24 protein-coding genes are annotated in these 23,975 nt (G+C 61.8%); 9 read left to right on the forward strand and 15 right to left on the reverse strand.

Annotated features, from left to right (window positions below):
- Positions 1-10 precede the first annotated feature (10 nt).
- The 4 genes from GM668_RS09005 to GM668_RS09020 all read right to left on the reverse strand — a co-directional run bounded on the left by GM668_RS09005 (position 11) and on the right by GM668_RS09020 (position 3,896).
- Positions 11-988, reverse strand: coding sequence for an FHA domain-containing protein (locus tag GM668_RS09005; protein ID WP_155438620.1), 978 nt, complete (start codon positions 986-988; stop codon positions 11-13).
- The gene (locus GM668_RS09010; protein WP_155438621.1) at positions 985-2,397 is read right to left on the reverse strand and encodes a S1 family peptidase; all 1,413 of its coding nucleotides are present in this window, start codon (positions 2,395-2,397) and stop codon (positions 985-987) included. The genes GM668_RS09005 and GM668_RS09010 overlap by 4 nt, the downstream gene beginning before the upstream one ends.
- 27 nt (positions 2,398-2,424) lie before the next feature.
- On the reverse strand, positions 2,425-3,078 hold the full coding sequence (gene ribA, locus GM668_RS09015) for a GTP cyclohydrolase II (protein WP_155438622.1): 654 nt from the start codon (positions 3,076-3,078) through the stop codon (positions 2,425-2,427).
- A gap of 116 nt (positions 3,079-3,194) precedes the next feature.
- Complete coding sequence (locus tag GM668_RS09020) at positions 3,195-3,896, reverse strand: pirin family protein (protein ID WP_155438623.1); 702 nt, start codon at positions 3,894-3,896, stop codon at positions 3,195-3,197.
- 147 nt (positions 3,897-4,043) lie between these two features.
- On the opposite strand from GM668_RS09020, the gene GM668_RS09025 reads away from it, so the two are divergent.
- From GM668_RS09025 to GM668_RS09035, 3 genes are all read left to right on the forward strand, one after another.
- A complete protein-coding gene (locus GM668_RS09025) occupies positions 4,044-5,009 on the forward strand; it encodes a LysR substrate-binding domain-containing protein (protein ID WP_155438624.1) in 966 nt (321 codons plus the stop codon).
- Between the two features lie 84 nt (positions 5,010-5,093).
- The gene (locus GM668_RS09030) at positions 5,094-6,056 is read left to right on the forward strand and encodes an EAL and HDOD domain-containing protein (RefSeq protein WP_155438625.1); all 963 of its coding nucleotides are present in this window, start codon (positions 5,094-5,096) and stop codon (positions 6,054-6,056) included.
- The gene (locus GM668_RS09035) at positions 6,049-8,211 is read left to right on the forward strand and encodes a putative bifunctional diguanylate cyclase/phosphodiesterase (RefSeq protein WP_155438626.1); all 2,163 of its coding nucleotides are present in this window, start codon (positions 6,049-6,051) and stop codon (positions 8,209-8,211) included. The genes GM668_RS09030 and GM668_RS09035 overlap by 8 nt, the downstream gene beginning before the upstream one ends.
- Positions 8,212-8,220: 9 nt before the next feature.
- Here the strand turns inward: GM668_RS09035 and GM668_RS09040 are convergent, their stop codons facing one another.
- The gene (locus tag GM668_RS09040; RefSeq protein WP_155438627.1) at positions 8,221-8,391 is read right to left on the reverse strand and encodes a hypothetical protein; all 171 of its coding nucleotides are present in this window, start codon (positions 8,389-8,391) and stop codon (positions 8,221-8,223) included.
- Between the two features lie 147 nt (positions 8,392-8,538).
- Between GM668_RS09040 and GM668_RS09045 the strand changes: the two genes are divergently transcribed.
- Positions 8,539-8,919: a glutaredoxin domain-containing protein gene (locus tag GM668_RS09045; protein ID WP_155438628.1), complete on the forward strand. Its 381-nt coding sequence runs from the start codon at positions 8,539-8,541 to the stop codon at positions 8,917-8,919.
- Positions 8,920-8,930: 11 nt separating this feature from the next.
- Positions 8,931-9,344 (forward strand): PPC domain-containing DNA-binding protein, encoded by a 414-nt coding sequence (locus GM668_RS09050; protein ID WP_155438807.1) that lies wholly within the window; start codon positions 8,931-8,933, stop codon positions 9,342-9,344.
- Here GM668_RS09050 and GM668_RS09055 read toward each other — a convergent pair.
- Complete coding sequence (locus tag GM668_RS09055) at positions 9,307-9,843, reverse strand: DinB family protein (protein WP_155438629.1); 537 nt, start codon at positions 9,841-9,843, stop codon at positions 9,307-9,309. The two genes, GM668_RS09050 and GM668_RS09055, sit on opposite strands and share 38 nt — an antisense overlap.
- Before the next feature lie 36 nt (positions 9,844-9,879).
- The gene (locus GM668_RS09060) at positions 9,880-10,098 is read right to left on the reverse strand and encodes a DUF3820 family protein (RefSeq protein ID WP_155438808.1); all 219 of its coding nucleotides are present in this window, start codon (positions 10,096-10,098) and stop codon (positions 9,880-9,882) included.
- Positions 10,099-10,201: 103 nt separating this feature from the next.
- On the opposite strand from GM668_RS09060, the gene GM668_RS09065 reads away from it, so the two are divergent.
- Complete coding sequence (locus GM668_RS09065; protein WP_155438630.1) at positions 10,202-11,404, forward strand: MFS transporter; 1,203 nt, start codon at positions 10,202-10,204, stop codon at positions 11,402-11,404.
- A gap of 89 nt (positions 11,405-11,493) precedes the next feature.
- Here the strand turns inward: GM668_RS09065 and GM668_RS09070 are convergent, their stop codons facing one another.
- The 4 genes from GM668_RS09070 to dgt form a co-directional block, all read right to left on the reverse strand.
- The gene (locus tag GM668_RS09070; RefSeq protein ID WP_155438631.1) at positions 11,494-11,856 is read right to left on the reverse strand and encodes a hypothetical protein; all 363 of its coding nucleotides are present in this window, start codon (positions 11,854-11,856) and stop codon (positions 11,494-11,496) included.
- Positions 11,857-11,880: 24 nt separating this feature from the next.
- Positions 11,881-12,432, reverse strand: a complete 552-nt coding sequence (locus GM668_RS09075) for a hypothetical protein (RefSeq protein ID WP_155438632.1) — start codon at positions 12,430-12,432, stop codon at positions 11,881-11,883.
- Positions 12,433-12,439: 7 nt separating this feature from the next.
- Entirely contained in the window at positions 12,440-12,820 is a 381-nt protein-coding gene (locus GM668_RS09080; protein ID WP_155438633.1) for a TonB family protein, read from the reverse strand.
- 128 nt (positions 12,821-12,948) lie between these two features.
- Positions 12,949-14,151 carry a dGTP triphosphohydrolase gene (gene dgt, locus GM668_RS09085; protein WP_155438634.1) on the reverse strand — a complete coding sequence of 401 codons (1,203 nt, stop codon included), beginning with the start codon at positions 14,149-14,151 and terminating at the stop codon, positions 12,949-12,951.
- A gap of 82 nt (positions 14,152-14,233) precedes the next feature.
- Between dgt and GM668_RS09090 the strand changes: the two genes are divergently transcribed.
- Entirely contained in the window at positions 14,234-15,697 is a 1,464-nt protein-coding gene (locus tag GM668_RS09090) for a sodium:solute symporter (protein ID WP_155438635.1), read from the forward strand.
- 37 nt (positions 15,698-15,734) lie between these two features.
- The gene (gene sppA / locus GM668_RS09095) at positions 15,735-17,606 is read left to right on the forward strand and encodes a signal peptide peptidase SppA (protein WP_155438809.1); all 1,872 of its coding nucleotides are present in this window, start codon (positions 15,735-15,737) and stop codon (positions 17,604-17,606) included.
- On the opposite strand, the gene GM668_RS09100 is transcribed toward sppA, so the two are convergent.
- Complete coding sequence (locus tag GM668_RS09100; protein WP_155438636.1) at positions 17,578-18,540, reverse strand: LysR family transcriptional regulator; 963 nt, start codon at positions 18,538-18,540, stop codon at positions 17,578-17,580. The genes sppA and GM668_RS09100 overlap by 29 nt on opposite strands.
- Before the next feature lie 47 nt (positions 18,541-18,587).
- Between GM668_RS09100 and GM668_RS09105 the strand changes: the two genes are divergently transcribed.
- On the forward strand, positions 18,588-19,067 hold the full coding sequence (locus tag GM668_RS09105; RefSeq protein ID WP_155438637.1) for a GNAT family N-acetyltransferase: 480 nt from the start codon (positions 18,588-18,590) through the stop codon (positions 19,065-19,067).
- On the opposite strand, the gene GM668_RS09110 is transcribed toward GM668_RS09105, so the two are convergent.
- The 3 genes from GM668_RS09110 to GM668_RS09120 form a co-directional block, all read right to left on the reverse strand.
- Positions 19,064-21,535, reverse strand: coding sequence for an ABC transporter permease (locus GM668_RS09110; protein WP_155438638.1), 2,472 nt, complete (start codon positions 21,533-21,535; stop codon positions 19,064-19,066). The genes GM668_RS09105 and GM668_RS09110 overlap by 4 nt on opposite strands.
- Before the next feature lie 148 nt (positions 21,536-21,683).
- Positions 21,684-23,039 carry a sensor histidine kinase gene (locus GM668_RS09115; RefSeq protein WP_155438639.1) on the reverse strand — a complete coding sequence of 452 codons (1,356 nt, stop codon included), beginning with the start codon at positions 23,037-23,039 and terminating at the stop codon, positions 21,684-21,686.
- Positions 23,040-23,050: 11 nt separating this feature from the next.
- Positions 23,051-23,743: a response regulator gene (locus tag GM668_RS09120; protein WP_155438640.1), complete on the reverse strand. Its 693-nt coding sequence runs from the start codon at positions 23,741-23,743 to the stop codon at positions 23,051-23,053.
- Between the last annotated feature and the right edge of the window lie 232 nt (positions 23,744-23,975).

Consider the following 23,975-nt stretch of genomic DNA (forward strand, 5'->3'; position numbering starts at 1 on the left):
AGCGGGCAGCTCAATCTTCATCATCGTCATCGAGGTCCGCCTTCACACTTTTCGCCTTGGCGGCATCGGCCTGGTGTTTCAACTTGCCCGCCTGCGCCATGAAGTCGTCCACGGAATGGTCGGGGCTGTGCCGCACGGCAGGCGGCAGCAGCACGGACATATACAGTTCGCTCGACATCCGGCCTGTCGTCTGGTAATTGTTCATTAACAGCAGTCCGCTGCCGGCGATCATCAGCAACGTCGACATCACGGCCAGGCGGCGCGGGTGGCGCGGCAGGATGGTACGCAAGTGGAAGAACACCATGCCACAGCCCAGCGCCAAGGTCGCCAGGTTGCCATAGCGGGTAAACACTTCCGCCGACCAGGCATACGCCAGCACGCTGCTGATGGTTTTCCACGCACCGATGGCAATCAAGCCGCTGCCCAGGATGAACAGATGGCGGCCAAAGCGCGCGTGGCCGCCAAACAGCCGGTTGGCCAGCGCCCACACGCCGCACCACACCATGCCGGCGCCCAGGCCCGATGCTATCACCAGCAGGTAGCGGATGGCGTTGAACGATTCCGCATCGGACAGCGCCACGTCCACGCCCGTGAACAAGGCAATCAGCGCCAGCCCCGCCAGTGCGGGCGCGCCGCCTTCCCATGCGTGCATCGTGGTGTCGGCTACTTCCGGCGCGACGGGGAAGTCCGCATTGCGCACGCGCAGGCGCGTATGGCCCAGCCGCACGACAGTGGTGCCGGACAGCGCAACTTGCGCCTGCTTCTTGCCCAGGTGGACCACGCCATTCTGGCTGCCCAGGTCGCGCATCACCAGGTGGCCATCGGCATCCACGTCAATCACCGCATGGCGTTCCGCCGTGTGCGCATCGTCGAGGATGAATTCATTGTGGTAGCCGCGCCCGACGTGAATCGGCAATTGCTCGAAGCGCTGGCGGTGCAGCACGTCGCCGCTGCGCGACAAGGTCTCGATGTAGTAAGGTGCGGTCATGGCGCCGTCCCGCGCGACAGCGCTTCCAGGAAAGCGCGCGCAGTCCGCATGCCGTTTTCATAGGACACGCCCCGCGCATCGAGGCGGCTTTGTAAATTCATCAGTCCTTCATCCGTGCTGGCCGTCAGCAGGGCAAAGTCATACAAGCCCTGGAATTTGCGGTAGGCGCGCACGCACAGCACGGCGCGCAGCGGCACGCTGTTCGGGCCCTGGGCGCGTACGAATTGTTCCGTGCATTGCGGTCCCGTCAGGCGGCTGTCCTTGTGGCTGCCGAAGCCTTCATTCTTGAACGATGCGCTGGACAATTGTGCGAAGCGTACCGGATCGAGCCCCGTGCTGCGCATGAACTGGTGGCGGATGCCGATGGCGCCCGTTTGCAAGGTGCCGGACACAAAAATCGCCGACTCCATCGCGCAGCTGGTGATGTCCACCGTGAACGGCTTGTCCGCCTTGACGTTGGACTTGCCCCAGCAGCGCATTTGTTCCGATTCGCGCACCGGCACCTTGTACGGACCCATGGCTTTCATCGTCAGCGGCGCGGCCAGCAACTGGTCCACCATGGCCTTCTGGTGCGCCAGCAATTGCTGCGCCACGACGTCGGTAAAGTTCTTCGGCGGCGTGCTGTTGGGCGTCACGGATTTCAACAGTTCCTGTGCATAGCGCGCAGGAACCAGGAAGCTCACCAGTTCACCGTCGAGCCGCTTCGATACGTTGACGCCGGCGATATCGCCATTGACCGTCACACTGGGGCCGCCGCTCATGCCGGAATTGATCGGGCCCGTGAACATCAGCTGGTCGTAAAAACTGCGGTTGATGACGCCGTTGTAGGCGCCTTCGGAAATCGCGAAGCCCAAGTCCAGCGGATTGCCCAGCGAGTACAGGTACTGGCCTTGCGACAGGTGCGCCAGGCGTTCCGGCATGTTGAACACGCCGGTGCCGTTGCGGTTCACGCGCACCACGGCCAGGTCATGCAGCACGTCGACCGCCATCAATTCCACATTGCCGCGCTGGCCGCCCGTGTCGACCCATTCACCCGTGTAGGTATCCGGTTCCAGCGCGAATTCCGACACCACGTGGTAATTCGTGACCACCAGGTTGCTGTTGCCGATCAAGAAGCCGGAGCCGACAGACGATTGCGTGCGGCCGCTTTTCAGCAGCGAGCGCACTTGCAGCAAGTCGGCCTTGGCGCTGGAATACAGCTTTTGCGCGGAACTCGATGGCTGCGGCAACGCGGCCGTATCGGCAGCGGTGCGCGGCTGGTCAGGAGACTGCGGCGGCGCCGGCGTGGCAGGGGCGGCCAGCGCCGCACCGCTGCACGCCACCAGCAAGGCGGCAGCCAATCGTTTGATGTGGAAGGCAGCGCCTGCGCTGCCCGGGAAAGTTGATGTGACGCTGAAGTGTGGACTCATGCAGGCAGGCGGCAGGGCAAGAGGAAGTTACAGTTCGCCGTCTTCGGCGGCGGTGGCGGCCGGCGGGGTCATCATGTGGCCCAGCTTGGCGGCTTTGGTATTCAGGTAGTGCTGGTTGAACTTGTTGCGGTTGACCAGCAGCGGCACGCGCTCGGCGACCGTCACGCCCAATGCTTCCATGGCCGCGATCTTGCGCGGGTTATTCGTCATCAGGCGCAGGCTGCTGACATTGAATTGCTTCAGCATGGGTTCGACCAGCGCGTAATTTCGCTGGTCGGCCTTAAAGCCCAGCTGTTCATTCGCTTGCACCGTGTCGAAGCCCGCTTCCTGCAAGCGGTATGCGCGCATTTTATTAATCAGGCCAATGCCGCGGCCTTCCTGGCGCAGGTACAGCACGACGCCGCGGCCTTCTTCGGCCACGCGCTTCAACGCGCCTTCCAGCTGCGCGCCGCAATCGCAGCGCTGCGAATACAGCACGTCGCCCGTCAGGCATTCAGAGTGCACGCGCGCCAGCACCGGCTGGCCATCGGTGATATCGCCCAGCACCATGGCCAAATGTTCTTTGCCCGTCGCATGCTCGACAAACGCGTGCAGCGTGAACTGCGCCCAAGGGGTCGGCAACAGGCACGACGTGACGTAATCGAGTTCTTCTTTGACTGGTGTTTCTGCGGCGGGCTGCATGATTTACTCTTTATGTTATGACAGGCATGCGCTTCATTTGAGGAAACGCATGCCTGCATCATAGCAAAATTTGCGGAATGTCTATGCGGCCTATATTAGGTAGCATATTCACTTTTTCAATATGGCAAGTCAAAGACCAGTAATTCTGCCGCTTCCGCACCGCTGATGACGACTTGCTCTTCTGCTATGACTTTCAATGCATCGCCTGCTTTCAGGGCCGTGCCATTGACGGTGGCCGTACCCCGGATCAGGTGTACGTAGCCGGCCCGGCCCGCTGTCAGCTGGTGTGCCACCTGGTCCGCGCCGTTCAGGATGGTGGCGTAAATGGCCGCATCCTGGTGGATCAGCACGGAACCGTCACGGCCATCGCTGGACGCAATCAGGCGCAATTTGCCTTGTTTGCTGTCCGGCGTGAAGTGTTTTTCTTCATAGCCGGGCGCAATGCCCGTTTGCGAGGGCTGGATCCAGATTTGCAGGAAATGCACGCCTTCCGTTTTCGAGTGGTTGAACTCGCTGTGCCGCACACCGGTGCCGGCCGTCATGCGCTGCACGTCGCCATAGTGCAGCACGGAACCGTTACCCATGCTGTCCTTGTGCTCCAGCGCGCCATCGAGCACGTAGGAAATGATTTCCATGTCGCGGTGGCCGTGGGCGCCAAAGCCCTGGCCGGGGGCGACCCGGTCTTCATTGATCACCAGCAGCGGGCCGAAACCCATGTGCTGAGGGTCGTAGTAGTGGCCAAACGAAAACGTGTGGTGCGAATCCAGCCAGCCGTGGTTAGCGTGGCCCCGGTCTTCACTTTTACGTACTTGCAGCATTTTTGGCTCCTTGAAATGGTTATGCGATAAATTCGAACGAGGTTTTTTACTATTTCTTGCATTCATCGCGTCGATGGATCACAGTATAGGCGGGTCGCATTGATTAAAAAAACGGAAAATTTTCCGTCTCATTATCGAAAAATTCGAATGCTCAGATTAAGCCTGGAAGCGCTGCAGATTGTGGATGCCATCGACCGGCGCGGTTCGTTTTCCGCCGCCGGCAAAGAATTGCACCGTGTGCCGTCGACGATTTCCTATACGGTGGCCAAGCTGGAAGAAGACTTGGGCGTGCAAGTGTTCGAGCGCAATGGTCCCCGCGTGGAATTGACGAAGGCGGGGCAGGAATTGCTGAAAGAAGGGCGCTACCTGTTGAAAGCCGCGCAAGACCTGGAAGACCGGGTGCGGCGCGTGGCGTCCGGCTGGGAAACGGAACTGGCGGTCGGCATGGATTCCATGTTTTCCCCGCTGGCGCTGGAACCGGACGTGTCGGCCTTTTACGGGGTGGCGCGGCAAACGCGGCTGCGTATCGTGCAGGAAGCGCTGTCCGGCACATGGGAAGCGCTGCTGGACCGCCGCGTGGATGTGCTGGTGGGCGCGCCCGGCGACGGGCCGCCCGGAGGCGGTTATGTGTCGCATGCGATCGGTTCCGTGCGGTTTGTGTTTGCCGTCGCGCCCCATCATCCGCTGGCGCTTGTCCAGGGCAAACTGGGGCGCAGCCAGTTGCAGCACCACCGCGCCATTGCTGTCGCGGATACGGCGCGCCGCATCGCGCCCCGCACGGTGGGGCTGGTGCTGGGCCAGGACACGCTGTCCGTGCCGACGCTGCACTGCAAATATGATTATCAAGTGGCCGGGCTGGGCTTCGGCTTCTTGCCCGAACCGGGGGCGCGGGCTGCCATAGCAGCAGGGCTGCTGGTGGAAAAACAAGTGGAAGAGCCGAAGCCGGACGAACAATTTTATGTGGCGTGGCGGGCGGGCGAACAGGGTGCGGCGCTGGAGTGGTGGATCAGCCGTATGCGCCAGCCTCATGTCTTTGCACAACTGTGCCGTTATCTGCCTGGCATGGGTGTGGCGTCCAGCGCAAGTTGGCAGGAGATAGCCGGACAGAGTTGACCATCGCCAACAGTTTTCGGAGTACCATAATGTAACTATATCCGTTCCTATAACTGTTTCCCGCTAACTGTTCCACCAGGCATCATGACTGCACTTGGCTCCACCCCACCCGTATTCCTTGAACACCTTGCCGACCGTAACGGCAAGCTGGCCGGCTTGCTGCTGGCCGCCGCTGCGCCGTCGGCGCAGCCGGATGACGATCTGGCCTCCCTGGCGGAACAATTCCCTTGCTTCATTCCCGATGGGCTGGACGATCCGCAGGCATGGCTGGAGGCGGGCTGGAAGGCATTAGCTGCCGAACAGGTGCAGCGTATCGACGCATTCGACAAGAACACATTGGCGCCGAACGCGGCGCTGCTGGCGGGCGACTGGCCGCTGGCGCCGCCTGCCAAAGCCGTCGGCGCGCAAGCGGCATCGCGCGCGCTGGCGCTGCAACTGGTGCAGCTGGTGTCGAACGATGCGGATACCCATGAAATCGAAGCGCTGCTGCGCCGCGATCCCACGCTGTCGTACCACTTGCTGAAAGTCGTCAATTCACTGTCGATGGGGTCGGGCCGCAAGGTCGGCAGTTTTGCGCAGGCGATCCTGATCCTGGGCCGCCAGCAATTGCGCCGCTGGCTGAACTTGATGCTGTTCTCGGCCCGCGAAGGCGACGTGCGTTCGCCGATGCTGCTGGCCCGCGTGGCAGTCCGCGCGCACATGCTGGAATTGCTGGCGCGTGAAACCGGCATGGGCAAGCCGCAGCAAGAACAGGCATTCATGGTCGGCATGTTTTCACTGCTGGGCGTGCTGTTCGGCATGCCGCTGCAGGAAGTGCTGGCGCCATTGACGGTCAGCGATGCGGTCGCACATGCGCTGCTGGACAAGGAAGGAGAACTGGGCGCCTTGCTGGCGCTGGTCGAAGCGGCGGAACGGCGCGATTTCGCCGCTGTCGCCGCACAATTGCCGGAGCTGCCGCTGGCGCCGGAAGAGTTCAACCGCATCGTTGGCGAATCGCACAGCTGGATGCTGAGCGTGGCGACCGACAAGGGCCAGGCCCATGGTTGACAAGGCGATCGAGCGCTGCCTGGCACTGAGCCTTGCGGCCCGAACGCAACAGGGCGAAGCCCTGGCGGCCACGCTTGCCGAACTTGACGCGGCGCTGGCCGAAGTCCAGGCGCGATCCGTGCCGGACAATGTGCCGGCCGCGCCGCCGGAAGCGGTATTGACGCTGGACCTGGCCGGCTACGTGACGTCGTGGAATGCCGCCGCTGAAACACTGTTTGGCTATACGGCCACGGAAGTACTGGGGCAAAACATCCTGTTCCTGCATGCCGACGATGATGAAGATGATCACATCGCGGACTTGTTCATGGCGGAGGGGGACAATAAAACTGTGGTGGCGGAAGTACGGCGCCGCCGCAAGAATGGCGACGTGGTCTGGGTCAAGCTGGCCATGATGCTGTTGAAAGATGAAAGCGGCGACCCAGTCGGCATGCATGCATCGATGACGCAGGTGCACGAACCGCTGTCAGAGGTCGACAAAATCAGCCTGCACGCGCGCATCATTGAAGACAGCGACCAGGGCGTGCTGATTACCGACGCCAGCGAACGCATTGTTTCCATCAACAGCGCCTTTACCCGCATCACCGGCTATACGCCCAGCGAATCGCTGGGGCGCACGCCGGACTTGCTGCGCTCCGGCGTGCATGACGCGGAATTCCGCGCCAAGGTGCGCGCCGCCATGTCCGGCGCGGGACCGTGGCGCGGTGAAATTGTCGGCCGCCGCAAAAACGGTGAATTGTTCCCGCAGTCCGTCACCATCAGCGCCGTGCGCGACGAGGATGGCAATATCAGCCACACGTTCTCGCTGTTTTCCGACATCAGCGTGCACAAGGATGCGGAAGCGCGCATGCAGCGCATGGCCAACTATGACACGCTGACGGGCTTGCCGAACCAGTGCCTGTTGTCCCAGCTGATGGGGCAGGCGCTGACGGAAGCGCGCCGCAGCCATGAACACGGCGCGCTGCTGTCGGTGGAAATCGGCAGGCTGGGCGCCATCAGCGATACCTTGGGCCATGATGTCGGCAACGAAGTGCTGCAAGCCGTGGGCAAGCAATTCCGTGGCGTGCTGCGTGAAGCGGATGTGCTGGCGCGGCTCGACGGCAACCGCTTTGCCATCGCGCTGCTGCACATTGAAAAACGCGAACACGCAGCCATCGTTGCGCAAAAGCTGGCAGCATCGGTGGCCGCACCGATCGAGCTGGCGCAGCATACGCTGCAAGTGCGCGTCCATACCGGCATTGCCGTGTATCCGGAAGATGGTACGGATACGGCGACCCTGATCCGCCATGCGGACGTGGCCACGTCGAAAGCCGTGCACGGTGAAGTGGAATTCCTGTTCTACAGCGAAGAAATGAACCAGCGCGCGAAAGAGCATTTGCGCATTGAAAGCGAGTTGCGCCAGGCGCTGGTGAACAAGGAATTGCAGCTGTATTACCAGCCGAAAGTCAGCTTGCGCAGCGGCCGCATCGTCGGTGCGGAAGCGCTGCTGCGGTGGAAGCATCCGGTGCGCGGCATGGTGTCGCCGGGCGTGTTCATCCCCGTGGCGGAAGAGACGGGGCTGATCCTGGAACTGGGCAACTGGGTGCTGGAAGAAGCGTGCCGCCAGGTGCGCGCGTGGCAGGACGATAACCTGATCATGACGCCGATTGCCGTCAACCTGTCGGCGCGCCAGTTCGATGCGCGTTTGCCGGAACGCATGGCGGACGTCATGCGGCGCCACGGCGTCCTGCCCGAACAGTTGATGCTGGAAATTACGGAAAGCTTGCTGGTGGGCGGTGCGGACAACGTCATCAGCATCATGAATGAATTGGTGGCCATGGGGCTGGCGCTGGCGCTGGATGATTTCGGTACCGGCTATTCCAGCCTCGCTTACCTGAAGAAATTCCCCATTAGTACCTTGAAGATCGACCGCTCATTCGTCATCGGCTTGCCCTACGAAGAAAATGATTGCGCCATTGCGCGGGCCATCGTCACGATGGCGCAGCAGTTGCGGCAGGAGATAGTGGCGGAAGGGGTGGAAACTGCGGAGCAAATGAGTTTCCTGAGGGAGCTGGGTTGCGACCAGTTGCAGGGCTATCTGTTCAGTCCGCCAGTACCGGCGGACGATTTCGCGCAGATGCTGCGGGAAGGAAAGCGGCTGGCGTTTTCTTCCCGCTAGCGGCGGTCCTTACTGGACATTGCTGCGCTGCGTGCGGCTGGCCGTAATCGGGACATCATATTCGGCCTTTACCGTCTTGCTGGGCGTATCCACTACCTGCGCCGTCGTTGCGGCGGGTTGGGTGGCGCAGCCCGTCAGGGCAAAGCTTGCAAGTACCAGCAGGGCGAACGTCGTTTTCATTTTTGATTTCCTTCCACGGCAGTTTGATCGGGACAACGTGTCACGTTTCCAAGCTGCGTGACATGACACAATTCTATCGTGACAGAGTGGAAATATTGTCTCTAAAATGCCATCATCTGCCTAATAAGTTACGGAAAATCGCCAACCATGAGCCGACCTGTCCTTGAAGAGTCCCGTATTCATCCTGCCATCCGCGCGAAAATCAGCGGCAACCATGCCGATATCGTGCAGCAAGTGCAAGCAGCCATCGCGGCCAACAAAGTGGTGGTGGTGGGAATGGCGATGAATCCCTTTCCCCGCAAGGCGCGGGCCTTGCTGGACCGGCTGGGCGTGCACTACGCGTACCTGGAATATGGCAGCTACTTCAGCCAGTGGCGCCGCCGCACGGCGCTGAAAATGTGGTCGGGCTGGCCGACGTTGCCGATGGTGTTCATTGACGGTACGCTGATTGGCGGCTTCGAGGATGTGCAGCGGCTGGCCGATAGCGGTGAATTGACGGCGCTGACGGCGCCGAAGATCACCAGCTGATGATGGCGCCGCTGCACGCCTTGCCCGTGCGGCTGGCGCCGGGCCAGGATTTGCGGGCGGCGCTGGTCGATGCCGTGGTGTCAGCCGGCGCACAGGCCGCGTTTGTATTGCAGGGCATCGGCAGCCTGGATGGCGCGCAATTGCGTTACGCGGGCTTGCCGCAGCCAACGGCATTGACCGGTGACCTGGAAATCCTCACGCTGGCCGGATCGGTGGCGCCCGACGGTGCGCATTTGCACATGTCGGTGTCCGATGCGCAGGGCAGGGTGCTGGGCGGGCACGTGGCGGCTGGCTGTACGGTGCGCACCACTGCCGAAGTGTTGCTGGCGCTATTGCCCGGGCATGTGTTCAGCCGTGAGTTCGATCCCGCGACCGGCTATCCGGAACTCACAGTGCGTCAGGTATCAGCAGCAGTAAATCCGTAACGCCAATGTCTACGCCCGCTTGCGTCAGCAAGGTCGAAACCTGGCCACGGTGGTGGGTTTGATGGTTAAAGAAGTGCATCATGACGCCGCCTAACTGGCGCGTGAACGGCACGCCTTTCGTGTTTGCATAATGCAGGGACGAGGCCAGGTCCGCTTCCGTTAATGCATCGGCAAAGGCACTGATGACGCCATCGAGCCAGACGCGGTGCACCGTCATTTCAGCCAGGTCGGTGAACAGCACAGCATTGAGTTGCTGCGGCAGCGCCAGTGCGCGGACGGGGTCCAGCGCAGTAAATTGTGCCGGATGGGCGGCAAAGCGCTTCAGCCAGATGGTGTCGGCCACTACCAGGTGATTCAGCGTGCCCAGTATCGAGCCGAAGAATGCGCCCCGATCCTGCGCCAGTTCGGCGGGCGGCAGCCTGGCTGCCGCTTCATAGACCTTCGCATTCATCCATGCGTTGTACTCGGCCATTTTGCGCACGTAGCTGGTGCTTGCCATCGCTGTCTCCGCTGTGAAAACTGCCATTTTAGCCAGTTAGCGCCGCGGCGCGCGCAGCGGATCCAGCAGGCCCCGCAAATTGTTATGGTCCAGCTCGTACATCAGCGCCAGCAGGCTACCCAGTTTGCCTTGCGGGAAGCCTTCGCGGGCCATCCACCCCAGGTAGTGGCCGGGCAAGTCAGCCAGCACCCGGTCTTTGTATTTACCGTAGGGCATTTTGTAGGTCAGCAATTGCGCCAACGCTTCCGCATCCATCATTGTTGACTCTCAATCAAATATCTTCTGCTGTTTGACATATTTTTCGCAACGACGATCAGTCCGATACTGCCAGGCATTCAATTCAACCTGGAGTTTAACTATGCCTATTGCCTTGCTGGCGCTAACCATCAGCGCCTTTGCCATCGGAACCACCGAATTCGTCATTGTCGGCTTGCTGCCCACCATTGCCGCCGACCTCGGTGTGAATTTGCCATCCGCCGGGCTGCTGGTCAGCCTGTATGCGCTGGGCGTTGCCGTAGGCGCGCCGGTATTGACTGCATTGACGGGCCGCATGCCGCGCAAGCAATTGCTGCTGGGGCTGATGGTGCTGTTCACTGCCGGTAACTTGCTGGCGTGGCTGGCGCCCGGCTATGGATCGCTGGTGGCCGCGCGCATTTTAACGGGGCTGGCGCATGGCGTGTTCTTTTCCATTGGGTCCACCATTGCCACGTCGCTGGTGCCAAAGGAAAAGGCGGCCAGTGCGATTGCCATCATGTTTACAGGCTTGACCGTGGCCCTGGTGACGGGCGTGCCGCTGGGGACGTTTATTGGCCAGCACCTGGGCTGGCGCGCGACATTCCTCGCCGTTTCCGCACTGGGCGTGCTGGCGTTTATCGGCAGCCTGCTGTTTGTGCCATCGTCGATACGGCATGGCAAACCGGCGTCCTTGCTGCAGCAAGTCAAAGTACTGGGCCAGCCGCGTTTGCTGCTGGTGTATGCGATGACGGCGGCCGGCTATGGCGGATCGTTCACGGCCTTTACGTATCTGGCGCCGATCCTGCAAAAGCTGGCGGGTTTTGGCGACAATGCGGTGGGCCTCGTGATGCTGGTGTATGGCGTGTCGGTTGCCGTGGGCAATATCTGGGGCGGCAAGCTGGCGGATCAGCGCGGTCCCGTTGGCGCGCTGAAAATCATCTTTGCCGGGCTGGCTGCCGTGCTGCTGGCGCTGTCATTCACGGCGCCGCATCCGGTGCTGGTGGTGGCGACCGTACTGCTGTGGGGCGCGGTGGCGTTTGGGAATGTGGCGGGCTTGCAGGTGTACGTTGTGCAGCAGGCCGAACACTACACGCCGCGTGCGGTCGATGTGGCCTCCGGCTTGAATATCGCGGCGTTTAATGTGGGTATTGCCGGCGGCGCATGGGGCGGGGGCTTGATTGTCGAGCGCCTGGGGTTGATACACACGGGGTGGATCGGTGCGCTGGTGGTGATGGGGGCGTATGCGTTGACGGCGTTTAGCGGGCGGCTGGATGCGCGCGAGGGCGTGGCGGCGGTGGAACCTCGCCGCGTGGTGGGCGGGCATTGATCGCGCAGCGGCGACTGGCAGCATACTGGATTGGCGGTGAATACACTTCAAGCCAATCCAGCCAAAGGGCTTGCAGGGAAGTTTGACACTTAAAGATTGGGATGCGCTGCAAGAAAAGCCGCCGGTATCGCATCATACCCAACTGCCGAGAATACCTTTGGAATTTCATGATGCAAATGGCGCACTACTTCAAGGCGGCCAGCCAATAGTTCTGGCGTTTTTTCCCTTTCAATTTGATCAAATAGCGCCAATAACTCAAGGTACGCTTCTTTAATGCCGGAAAGTGATTTTCTATCCTCAAAGTAGGCTGCAGCCACCGCAACTCTCAACTCGGGCCCGGATAAATTGACTTGCGGCGAAACGTGCTCCGCCATCCATTCGGTAAAGCCAGTTAAAACACTGTCCAGCCTGCGAATGCCATAGATGGTTTTGCCAATATCCGTATAATTCATTCCTTATCAACCCGTAATATTTAACTAATTGATGTGGCATTGCCCATCCGGATGCTTACTAGCCTCTTCGGGATTGCCCGGATCAACAAAGCACGACTTGAACACTTTATAGCGCCGGCCATTAAACTTGAGCAGGGCATCTGAATAATGCCCTGCTGTGCCACTGCTCACGGAAAGATTACGGAGTCCATGCGAAGTTGACTTCAGCAAGTCTACGCCATGGCCGCCAGTGTCCAGCACAACGCGATACCGGGGCATGTCATGTTTCAGTATCCAGATTTTCGCAGTCGCTGCCCCCCATGCACAACCATCGGCGGTCTTCGCAATCCAGTCCTGATTTCGCCCTTGCCCCTGCAAATCCACTGCGCTGCCGACGAAGTCTCCTTGCGCGCATTCCCTGTATTCTGTCTTCCTGACATGCGCACGCAACGCGGCTGCGACGGCCGGTGGTACAGGCTGCAGGTTTTCATCTTCAATGCCGAAAACATCGGCAGCATGAGCCGCGTTAAGTACGCTGCATAAGGCAAGTCCTGCTGCAACAAGCGTGAGATACATGTGCCTGACGGTGAATGCCATATTCCGGTTAACTATTTGCTTGAAGAGAATAAACCAATACCGTCTTGCATCCGGTCTTGGCGAATCCCGTGGCGAATTTCGAACGTTTTACACTGTCCACAGATGCCTTATCGAAGACTTGTTGAGGCGCCGACGCGGAGATCTCGGCATTTTGCGCCCGCCCGCTGCCATCTAAATCGTAGCGGACTACAACCCAGCCAACCGTGCCCGAGCGAAGCGCATCTTTCGGCCAGATTGGCAGGGCGGTTTGAACGACTGCATCGGTACATTTTTCACCAGCATCAAGCACAGGCGGCTTGCTTGGATCGGATTCGGCGGAGGTGTTGGAAGCGGCCGTTGCGCCTGCCGCGCAGCAAGCCAGGACAACTGCCATAAAAATACAGCGCATCAATTGTTTCCTGTTCAGGGATTGGGTCTAAACGCACATGGCGGGAGCCATAAATGGCGAAGCATAGCAGCTTGCCTCAGCGAAAAAATGCGCGAATTGTCACGCCGCTATGCGGCCCCGTTCACCGGTCAGTAAATCGCTTCCAAACTGCGCGGCCCAAAATACTTTTCATACTCTTGCGCAGCCGACGTATCCATCATCCCCGCAATGTAATCGACCACCAGCCGCTCCTGGCTATCTTTTAAGCACCGCAATTCCGGCGGCAGCAAGATGTTGCCCCGGTTGTAGTGCCGGTCCGTCAGCACTTCAAACAAGCCGCGAATAATCTTTTCGCCGCGCTTTTCATACAGCTGCACATCTTTCTTGCGCAAAATCGCCTTCCACAGCAAGCTCTTTAACCCCTTGGCCAGCAACAGCTTGGATTTGTAGCCCAGCTGCCCATCGACGACAGCGATATCGCGGCACAGTTCATACACGATCTGCGACGTCAATTCCTTGCGCAGCACAATGGAATATTCTTCCGACGATGCATGCTGCTCGCATTTCAGCGCTTCGCTGTGGGCGAAATCCGAGATACACGTGAACATGCCGTACGCAGCGCCATACTCCGGGCTGATCTTGAATTCATGGGCAATTTCGCCCACCGTGATAATGCCGAACGATAGCGCATCTTCCACGTCATGCGCCGCGTACGCGATTTCATCGGACAAATCCATGATTTGCGCATCGATGCTTTTCGTGACGGCGACCCCGTGCTTTGCCAGTTCGCCCGACAGGAATGCATGGTCATCGTCGTACAGGAATTTCCTGGGATTTTCCGCCCGCGTGTGGAAATACTTGGTGATGCCGAACAGCGTACGCACCGTCAAGTTCAAGCCAGGATAGCCATAGTGGCGTTTTTCCAGCGTGCGCAAGATGCGGAACGCTTGTGCATTGCCTTCAAACCCGCCCACTTCGGCGCACAGGCTGTCGAGGATTTTCTCGCCATAGTGGCCGAAGGGCGGGTTGCCGATGTCGTGCGCCAGTGAACAGGTTTCCGTCACCACGCTGCGCTCCAGTCCCAGTTCCGCGGCAATCGAGCGGGCGATTTGCGCCACTTCCAGGCTGTGGGTCAAACGGTTGCGGTTGAAGCGGTTGGCGTCGACGCCGAGCAATTGCATCTTGCCCTGCAGGCGGCGGAACGATGCCGCATACAGCACACGCGCGTAATCGCGCATGCCGTCTTCGCGGGCTTCACTGCGGCCGTCATGCTGGGCGTGCACGCGGTATTCAAGGGGGCGGATCAGCGCTTCCTGCTGCCGCGCGTAAGCGATGGTGTCTTGAGAGTACATGGCGCCATTGTAAGCGACCGCTAAGGAAGGGCGGGTGAGTCAGTGTTATATTGCGCCCCAAAGTTTTTCGTATCGGAAATATATGTCTCCCGCTCTCCTGTTTGCCATCGTGCTGGCGTATTTCGCGCTGCTGCTGGGTGTCGCCTGGCGGACGTCGCGCAACGCCACCAATGCCAGCTTTTTTATCGGTAACAAGAACAGCCACTGGATGCTGGTGGCGTTCGGCATGGTGGGTACCACGTTATCCGGCGTGACGTTCATCAGCGTGCCCGGCGCCGTGGGGCGCGATGGCTTTGGCTACCTGCAAATCACGCTGGGCTATGTGCTGGGCTACCTGGCCGTGACGTTCGTGCTGCTGCCGCTGTACTACCGCCTGCAACTCACGTCGATTTACCACTACCTCGACATGCGGCTGGGCCGCCGGTCGCGCCAGAGCGGCGCCGCGTTTTTCCTGCTGTCGCGCACATTGGGCGCCAGCGCACGGCTGTACCTGGTCGTCAATATTTTGCAGGCCACCTTGCTGGACAGCCTGGGCGTGCCATTCTGGATCACCGCCAGCGTGATCCTTGCGATGATCTTGCTGTACACATTCGAAGGCGGCGTGAAAACCATTGTATGGACCGATACGCTGCAAACGGCGTGCATGCTGGCCGGGCTGATTGCGTGCGCCGCATTCCTGCTGCATGCGCTGAATCTCGATGCCGCAGGTGCACTGGCGCAGATGGGCGACAGGGGCCTGTCGCGCGTGCTGACGATGGACGTCAACAGCCCGCTGTACTTCTGGAAGCAGGTGGTGGCCGGCATGTTCATCACGATTGCCATGACGGGCATGGACCAGGAAATGATGCAAAAAAATATCTCCGTGCGCACGCTGGCCGGTGCGCAAAAGAACATGCTGCTGTTGACAGTGATATTGACCGGCGTGCTGGTCTTGTTCCTGTTCCTCGGCGGCTTGCTGCACCTGTATGCGCCGCTGGCCGGCGTGGCGGCCAAAGGCGACCAGCTGTTCCCGGCCATCGTCATGGGCCACATGCCGGCCGTGATCCAGCTGGTGTTTTTCATTGCATTGGTGTCGGCGCTGTTTCCCAGTGCGGACGGGGCGATTACCGCGCTGACGTCATCGTTTTGCATCGACATGCTGGGCATCGAGCGCCGCGCCGATTTAACGGAAGCGCAGCGGATCGGCCTGCGGCGCCGCGTGCATCTGGCCTTTTGCGCGCTGTTCCTTGTACTGGTAATGGTATTTAAATGGATTGCCAGTCCCAGCGTGATCGTCGTGATCTTGAAGCTGGCCGGCTACACGTATGGCCCGCTGCTGGGTTTGTTTGCGTTTGGGATGTTGACGCAGCGCAAGGTCAATGACCGCTGGGTGCCGCTGGTGGCGCTGGCGGGGCCGGTCTTATGCTGGCTGCTTGACGTTTGGCAAGGTGTGCTGTTCGGGCCGTACCGGATCGGCCTGGAACTGTTGGTGGTCAATGGTTTGCTGGTGATGGCGGGACTGTTTTTGATCTCCCGCCCAGTGGTAAATAAAGGCTGTATCCGTTAAAGTGTTGCCAGAAATTAAATTTCAACAAGGAGTCATGATGTCACGATCCATCTTTTCCTATGTGCGCCGCGGCTTTGGCTTTGCCTGGCGCGCACTGGATGCGGGCCGCAGGGCCATTTTCAATTTGATTTTCCTGATCGTGCTGCTGGCGCTGGCGTGGGCCATCATCTTTGGCGGCCCCAAGCCGCTCAGTGAAAAAACCACGCTGGTGCTGGATTTGAAGGGCGAGCTGGTGGAACAGTCGCCCAGCAGCGTGCGCGACGCGCTGAAAGCCAACCTGACGGGCAGCGAGGCGCACCGCACCGTCGTGCTGCGCGATGTGCTGACGGTGCTGGACGCGGCAGCCAAGGATCCAAACGTGGGCGGCGCCTTGCTGCTGCTGGACGACATGGATGGCGGCGGCCAGGCCAGCTTGCGCGAAGTGGCGCGCGCGGTGGAACGCTTCAAGGCGTCCGGCAAGAAAGTCGTCGCATGGGGTAACAACTATAGCCAGCGCCAATACCTGGTGGCCGCGCATGCGAACGAAGTGTATGTGCACCCGATGGGCGGCGTGATGCTGGAAGGCTTTGGCCGCCACCGCAATTACTACCGCGATGCGCTGGACAAGATCGGCATTACCGTCAACCTGATGAAAGTCGGCACGTACAAGAGCTTTGCCGAACCCTATATCGCCAATGGTCCGTCGCCGGCCGCGCAAGAAGCGGAAGCGTATCTGCAAAATGCACTGTGGGCCAACTACACGGATGAAGTGGAAAAATCGCGCAAGCTGCCGCAAGGCCAGGTTATGAAAATCATCGATGATTTGCCTGCGCTGTTTGAAAAGGCGGGCGGTGATATGGGTAAATTCTCGCAAGAGAACAAGTTCGTCGATGGCTTGAAAACCCGCGACGAAATCCGCCAGATGATGATCGACCGTGGCGCCAAGGATGCGCAAGGCAAATCGTTCCGCCAGGTGGGCTTTGACGAATACCTGGCCCGCAACCGTCCGAAAATCATGGGCGATGCCGTCGGCGTCGTGATGGCGGTCGGTGAAATCAGCGACGGCATGGCGCCTCCGGGACAAATCGGCGGCCTGTCCACGTCGAACCTGATCCGCGCCGCGCGTGAAGACAAGAACATCAAGGCGGTCGTGCTGCGCATTGACTCGCCGGGCGGCAGCGCCTTTGCTTCGGAACAGATCCGCCGCGAACTGGAACTGACCCGCGCGGCGGGCAAGCCGGTCATTGTTTCGATGGGTAACGTGGCGGCGTCGGGCGGCTACTGGATTTCCATGTCGGCCGATGAAGTCATTGCCGAGCCGAATACCGTCACCGGTTCGATCGGCGTGTTCGCCATCTTGCCGACGGCGGAAAAAGTCGGCGACAAGCTGGGCATCCACACGGGCGGCGTGACCACCACGTGGCTGGCTGGCGCATACAACCCGCTGCGCCCGATGGATCCGCGCTTCAAGCAGTTGATCCAGACCAGCGTCAATCATATCTATAGCGACTTTACGGCCCGCGCGGCGGCTGCACGCAAGACCACGCCGGAGAAAATCGATGAAGTGGCGCAGGGCCGTGTGTGGACTGGCGCGCAAGCCAAAGAGCGCGGCCTGGTGGACCGCCTGGGTACGTACCAGGACGCGCTGAAGACCGCAGCCGAGCGCGCGAAGCTGGGCCCGGATCACCGCATCGTGTACATCGAGCGTGAATCGTCGAAGTTCGACAAGCTGCTGGAATTGTTTGGCGGCTCCGTGACGCACGCCGTTGCCGATACGCTGGCGCCGTTCGTCAAGGCGTCGATTGCGCCGACCGGTTTGCCGATGGGCGCGGCGGCGGAAACCGCGAAGGAATTGAGCTGGCTGAATGAAGTCTCGGTCCAGCACAAGCCATTCGCGGCCATCACGCACTGCCTGTGCGAATCGCCATAAGCACGTTCTTCATCCAAAGGTGGGCAGCGGTCCGGCTGTGCCGGACGTGCCCATACACCTTGACCGTATAGCGGGGAATGGCAAACGGCGCAGCATAAATGCGGATGGCCGCCGTTTCCCGCAGCGCCAGCGCCGCCTGGCGCGGCACCGTCATCACCAGTTCCGATCCGCCGATCACGAACGGCGCCGCCAGCACGGACGGCAAATACAGCGCCACGTCGCGCTGGCATCCCATCTTTTCCAGCACCTTGTCGATATAGCCGGACGACTCATTCCACGGCGTGACGACGGCATGGCGTGCCGCCAGATATTGCTCCATCGTGATGGCGCCCCGGATGGCCGGGTGGTTTTGCGCGGCAATCACCACGTAGTCGTCGCTGAGCCAGTCGAAGCTTTCTATGCCGGGCGCCGGCGTAATCGGATCTTCTTCATAGCCGATGCCAAAGTCGATGCGGCCCGCCGCCAGTTCTTCGCTGGATGCGCGGCCGCTGGAATAGATGACTTTGCAGCGCAAGCGGGGCGCCGCCTGCTGCAAGCGTTTCATCAACGGCGGCAGCACGGCAAACGCTGTGTAATCCGTCGCGGCCAGCACAAAGGTGCGCTCGCTGGTGGCGGGATCGAAGCCCCGTGCTTCACCCAGCCCCAGCGCCAGTGCTTCCAGGGCAGTGGCCACGGGCGCGGCCAAACCTTCCGCATAAGCTGTGGGCTGCATGGTATTGCCAATGCGGACAAATAATTCATCGGACAGCGATTCGCGCAGGCGCGACAGCGCGTGGCTCAGCGCGGATGGGCTCATGGCCAGTTCGCTGGCGGCAGCCGTCACGGAGCGCTGGCGCAGCAGCGCATCGAAGACGGGGAGCAGGTTCAAGTCCAGGCGGCGCAGAATAGGATGCATGGTGTTCAATACTTTGTGAAATAAATGCACTTCATGCATTTTACTGCGTGGCGTAGCATGGCGTTTTTCCTTCGTTGAGATTCGCCATGACCCTTCATATCCGTCCCGCCACCATTGCCGATTCCGAACTGATCCTGCGCTTCATCATCGAGCTGGCAGTCTATGAAAAGGCAGGCGACCAGGTGGCCGCCACTGTTGACACCATCGGCACCAGCCTGTTCGGTCCAGGCGCCCCGGCCCGTGCACTGATTTGCGAAGTGGATGGCGAGGCTGTGGGCTTTGCCGTGTATTTCTTCAATTATTCGACGTGGCAGGCGAAGAAGGGGCTCTACCTGGAAGACTTGTACGTGTCGCCGGCCAGCCGGGGCAAAGGCGCAGGCAAAGCCTTGCTGCGCCATCTGGCGGCCATTGCAGTGGAAGAGGGCTGCGGCCGCTTCGAGTGGAGTGTGCTGGACTGGAACCAGCCGGCGATCGACTTTTACCTGTCGATCGGCGCCTTGCCGCAAGACGAGTGGGTGCGGTACCGTATGCACGGCGCCGCACTGCGCGATTTCGCGGCGGGTTAAGCCTGTAATGCGGTGGCGGGTTGCAAGCGTATTGCCCGCCACGCGTGGCGTGCGCCGGCAAGGCAAGCCGTGACAGCGCCCAATGCCAGCGCCCACGCCAGAGGCCACCACCCGATCGGTGCGCGCTCGACGTACGCCGACAGATAGCGCTCGATCGCCACTGCCGCCACCGGCAATCCTGCCATGGCAGGCAGCGCCACCAGCGCTGCAAGTTCCCGGGCTACCAGCTTGCCGATATCGCGCCCGCGCCCGCCATGCAATTTGCGCAGCGCGATTTCCTTCGTGCGGCGGCGGATCGCGTCGGCCGCCAGCACATAGGCGCCGCTGGCCGCCAGCATCAGCGCGACCGCCGTGGTCCCGGCCAGCAAGCCCGCGAGGCGCAAGTCGTCCGCGTAGCCGGACGCGTAAATATCCTGTGCGCTGCGCACGTCCAGCGGCGCATCAGGAAAGTAGCGCTGCCATGCGCCGGCGATCGCCTGCTCGGCCGCGGCGGGCGAGGCGGCTGCGCGCACCGTCAGGACCGAGCCCGCCGTGCTCAATGCATAGGCGGCCGGCCGGGGCGCGGTTTTCATCGACTGGAAACGCACGTCTTGCGCCACGCCGACGATGCGCTTGCTGCGCCATTGACCGTGATCGCTGAATTGCACGGATTGCCCGATGGCCTGGTCTGGATGGGCAAATCCCAATCGGCGCGCGGCCAGCTGGTTGACCACCAGCGGTTCCGCATCGTCTTCGCGGTCCGAGCGCGATGCAAACAGGCGGCCGCTGACGGGCGCGATGCCATGGACGGTGAAGAAGTCCGTGCTGACGGACTGGATATCGGTTGCCACTTCGGCAACGCTGGCGGCGCCGCGCAGCGCCGTATGCTGCTGGTTGCGGCCGGCGCCCACCGGCTCATTGGAGACAGCCAATCCAGCAATCGCGGCGTCGCGCGCCAGCGCCTGCATCAGGCTGCGCGCTTCCGGACTGGATTGTGCATTGTGCGGTTCCGGCAATTCAAACACGAGCAATGGCCGGGGATCGAATCCCGGCGACGAATGGATGGCGTAGCGCGTTTGCCAGCCGACGGCAATCGCATAGCTGGCCAGCGCCATAGCTGCCGCCACCTGCAGCATGGCGAGCCCCTTGCGCAGCCGCGCGCCGCCCGGCGCTTCCGCATCGGGGCGGCCTGCCAGTGCCTGTGCAGGGCGTACGCGGAACGCGGCCCATGCGGGGTAAGCCGCCGTCACCAGACCCAGCGCCACGCCAATCAGCAGTGCGGCAGCCACGTTTTGTGCGCACAGGATGCCGGACAAATCACGGTTCATGGCGGCCCCGAACAGGGGCAGCGCCAGCCACGCCAGCAGCACGGCCAGCAGCGTAGCCAGCATCGACACGGCCATGGCTTCGGCAGTAAATTGCAGCGCCAGGCGCCCCAGTCCCGCGCCCAGCACCTTGCGCAAGCCGATTTCCCGGCGGCGCCGGATCACGCGGATCGTGGCCAGGTTGGCGTAATTGATGGCGGCCAGCGCCAGGACCAGCAGCGCCACGGCGGCCAGGCCGCCCACCACGTCCTTGTCGCCCCGCTCGATGCGCATCGACAGGAAGTTGGCCGACACGTCGTGGTCGAAATACGCGTCCGTCAATGGCGCCAGATGCACTTCCATGGCTTTGCGCGTGCCCAGCGCCTCGCGCGTACCGGGCGGCAGCGTTTGCATGAACGGCGCCTGGTCCAGCGCCCGCTGCAGCCCGGCCGCCACATTGGCTGGCGATGCGCCGGGCGCCAGTTTGACCAGCACATAGCCCCACCAGCCTTGCGCGCCCGTTTGCGCTTCACCGCGGATATCGGGCGGCATGATGGCGGAACCTAGGCCATGCAGCGCTTCAAATGGCATGGTGGAGTTGGCAGGCGGCGTGCGCACCACGGCGCTGATGCGCAGCGCCGCCTTGTGGCTGTTCGCGGTGCTGACCGGCACGACGCGGTTCAGCACATCCGTGGTGCCGAACAGGCGCAGCGCGGATGCTTCCGTCAACACCAGCCCGTCCGGCCTGGCCAGTGCCGCGCTGATATCGCCGCTGACTGCCTGCAGGCCCAGCATGCGCTCGAAGCCCGGCGTAACAGCGAGTCCGGCCACCGCGACCGGGCGGCTGCCGCGCTTGATGGCCAGCGGCGCCCACGTCAGGTAGCCGGCAGCCTGCTCGACGCCGGCCACCTGCGGCGCGGCGCGCGACAGCATGGCGGGGACCTGGTCATACCATGGCGCGCCGGGATCGGCATTGTGGCGCTGTTTGACGACGTAGACCCGCTGCGCATCGGGGACGTGCGCATTGTATTGCCACGAATAGCGGACAAAGCCCAGCAACAGCAGGCATACGGCCAGGCCGATGCCCAGGCCGGCAACGGCGGTCAGTGCATACGCGGGTTCGCGCGCCAGCAGCCGCAAGCCGACGCGGAAATCCTGTACCAGGCTGGAAAAGGTTCGATTCATGGAAAAAGCAGCGGTGGTGAAGAATACCACCGCTATCGCAAGACGCGTGCCATATCTGGAAACGTGCGCCAGTCATGCCGGGTTGTCCGATAGCGCACGGTTCCATGCGGTACAGTGTCCGGAAACGGACAGCTATTGCGTGGGCCGGTCATCCCAGCGGCAACGTCACCACGAAGCGGCTGGCGCCGCCCCGCACCTGTTCGCAGCGTACGTCGCCGCCGTGGCGGCGCGCGATTTGCCGCACCAGCGCCAAGCCCAGTCCCGTGCCTGTGCTGTCGCGCGCATTGCCGCTGCGGTAAAACGGTTCGAAGATGCGGTCCTGGTCCGCAGGGGGCACGCCGGGCCCAGCATCCTGCACGGTGATTTCCGCCAGATTGCCCGCGCAGCGCACGTGCATTTTCGTCGGCGGGGCGCCGTGGCGGCGGGCGTTTTCCAGTAAATTGCGCAGCAGGCGGCGCAGCAGGCGCGCTTCGCCGTGAACCACGGCGGATTCGCCTTCCAGTTCCGCTTCGTCATAGCGTGCGCATTCTTCCGCCGCCAGCGCCAGCACGTCCAGTTGTTCCCGTTCCGAATGCGCGCCGCCTTTGTCGTGCGCCACGTCCGCCATGTCGAGGCGGCTGGCCAGCAGGATTTCATCGATCAGCTGGTCCAGTTCCGCAATATCCTGTTCCAGCCCCGCGCGGCGCTTTTCGTCGACACTGTCCCTCGACAGTTCCAGCGCCAGGCGGATGCGGGCCAGCGGCGTGCGCAATTCGTGCGATGCGTTGGCCAGCAGGGTTTTATGGGCGCCCACCAGCGCTTCAATCTGGTCGGCCGAACGGTTGAAACTTGCCGCCAGCAGCGCCACTTCATCATTGCCTTCCACTTTCACGCGGGCTGACAGCTTGCCTTCGCCCAGCGATTCCACGCCGCGCTGCAGGCGTTCCAGGCGCCGCGTCAGGCGGCGCACCACGGGATACGCGCCGATGGCAATAATGATGGCCAGTGCAATCAGCATGTAGTGCAGGCGGTAGCGCGGCGGCACGGGACGCAGTGGTGTTGACGACACCACCAGGCGGCCGTCGTCAAGCCGCATGAAGAAGCGGCGCGGGCGCAGATGGCCGTCTTCGTCGCGGTCAAAATGGCGCGCCATCATGCGTTCGTGTTCGTCCGCGATGGACGCGGATCCCGCTGAGCCGGAGCCATGTTCCAGCATCATGCGCCGCTCGCGCCACATGCCGCGCGTGGGACGGGGCAGCGGCTCGCCCACGTAGGCCAGGCGTTCGCCTTCGCGGCTGTACAGCGTGATGTCGGCCTTGATGTCCTTCGTCAGGCGCGTCAGCGCGGCCTGCTGTTCGGCGGCGGGCGCCGTCACCGGCGGCAGCGTATTGCGCAGCAACAGGCCCAGTGCGCGGTCGGATGGTTCGAACGGGCCGGCGTAGTGCCACAGCAGCGCCGCCGCTGCCGTGAACAGCGCGAGGCTGGCCAGCAGCGCGATATAAAACCTGAAATACAGCCGTGGCATTGCGAGCTCCGTCAATCCTGGTCCTTGGCGAACACATAGCCGGCGCCGCGCACCGTGATGATGCGGCGCGGGTGTTTCGGATCGTCTTCAATGGCGGCGCGCAAACGCGACATGTGCACGTCGATGGAACGGTCAAACACGTCGCTCTGGCTGCCGGACGTGGCGTCCATCAGCGCTTCACGCGACATCACGCGGCCCGCATTACGGGACAGCAGCAACAGCAAATCGAACTGGCATGCCGTCAAGTCGCACAGCTTGCCGTCCAGCCGCGCCGCATAGGCGATCGGTTCGATTTCCAGGCGGCCGAAGCGCAGCACTTCTTTTGACGCGCGGGGCGCTTCGCCGCCCCGGCGCAGCACGGCGCGCAGGCGCGCCAGCAATTCGCGCGGCTCGAACGGCTTCGGCAAATAATCGTCGGCGCCCAGTTCCAGGCCGATGATGCGGTCGATGGCGTCGCCCCGCGCCGTCAGCATCAGCACCGGCACGGCGGACGACGCGCGCAGCTGGCGGCAAATTTCCAGGCCATCCATATCGGGCAGCATCAGGTCGAGGATGACGGCGTCGGCGCGGTTTTCCGCCAGCCAGGCCAGTCCGGCCTTGCCGCGCATGTGCGTGGTGACCGTGTAGCCGGACTTGGCCAGGTATTCCGACAGCATGTCGCACAGCCGCGGATCGTCTTCAATAATCAGGATATGTTCGCTCATGTTGCTGATTGTACGGGGCGAGGGTGTCCGCCTTATAGGGTTTTGTAGCGCCTTTGTATCAAACTGTGAAAGGCGGTAACGACCGCAAGCCCCTTGCAGTGCAGCGCAGCATGGCCATCAGAGGGGGCGGGCTGCGCGCCTGAAGGGGCCTTCTATCGTGCTCCCGGCGTCCGATTGTTTCCGCCAGAAGCATTGCAAAAATTACCCTGTGCTAGTGTCCACTCATGATCCT

It is taken from the genome of Pseudoduganella ginsengisoli (assembly GCF_009720865.1).
GTDB lineage: Bacteria > Pseudomonadota > Gammaproteobacteria > Burkholderiales > Burkholderiaceae_D > Rugamonas > Rugamonas ginsengisoli.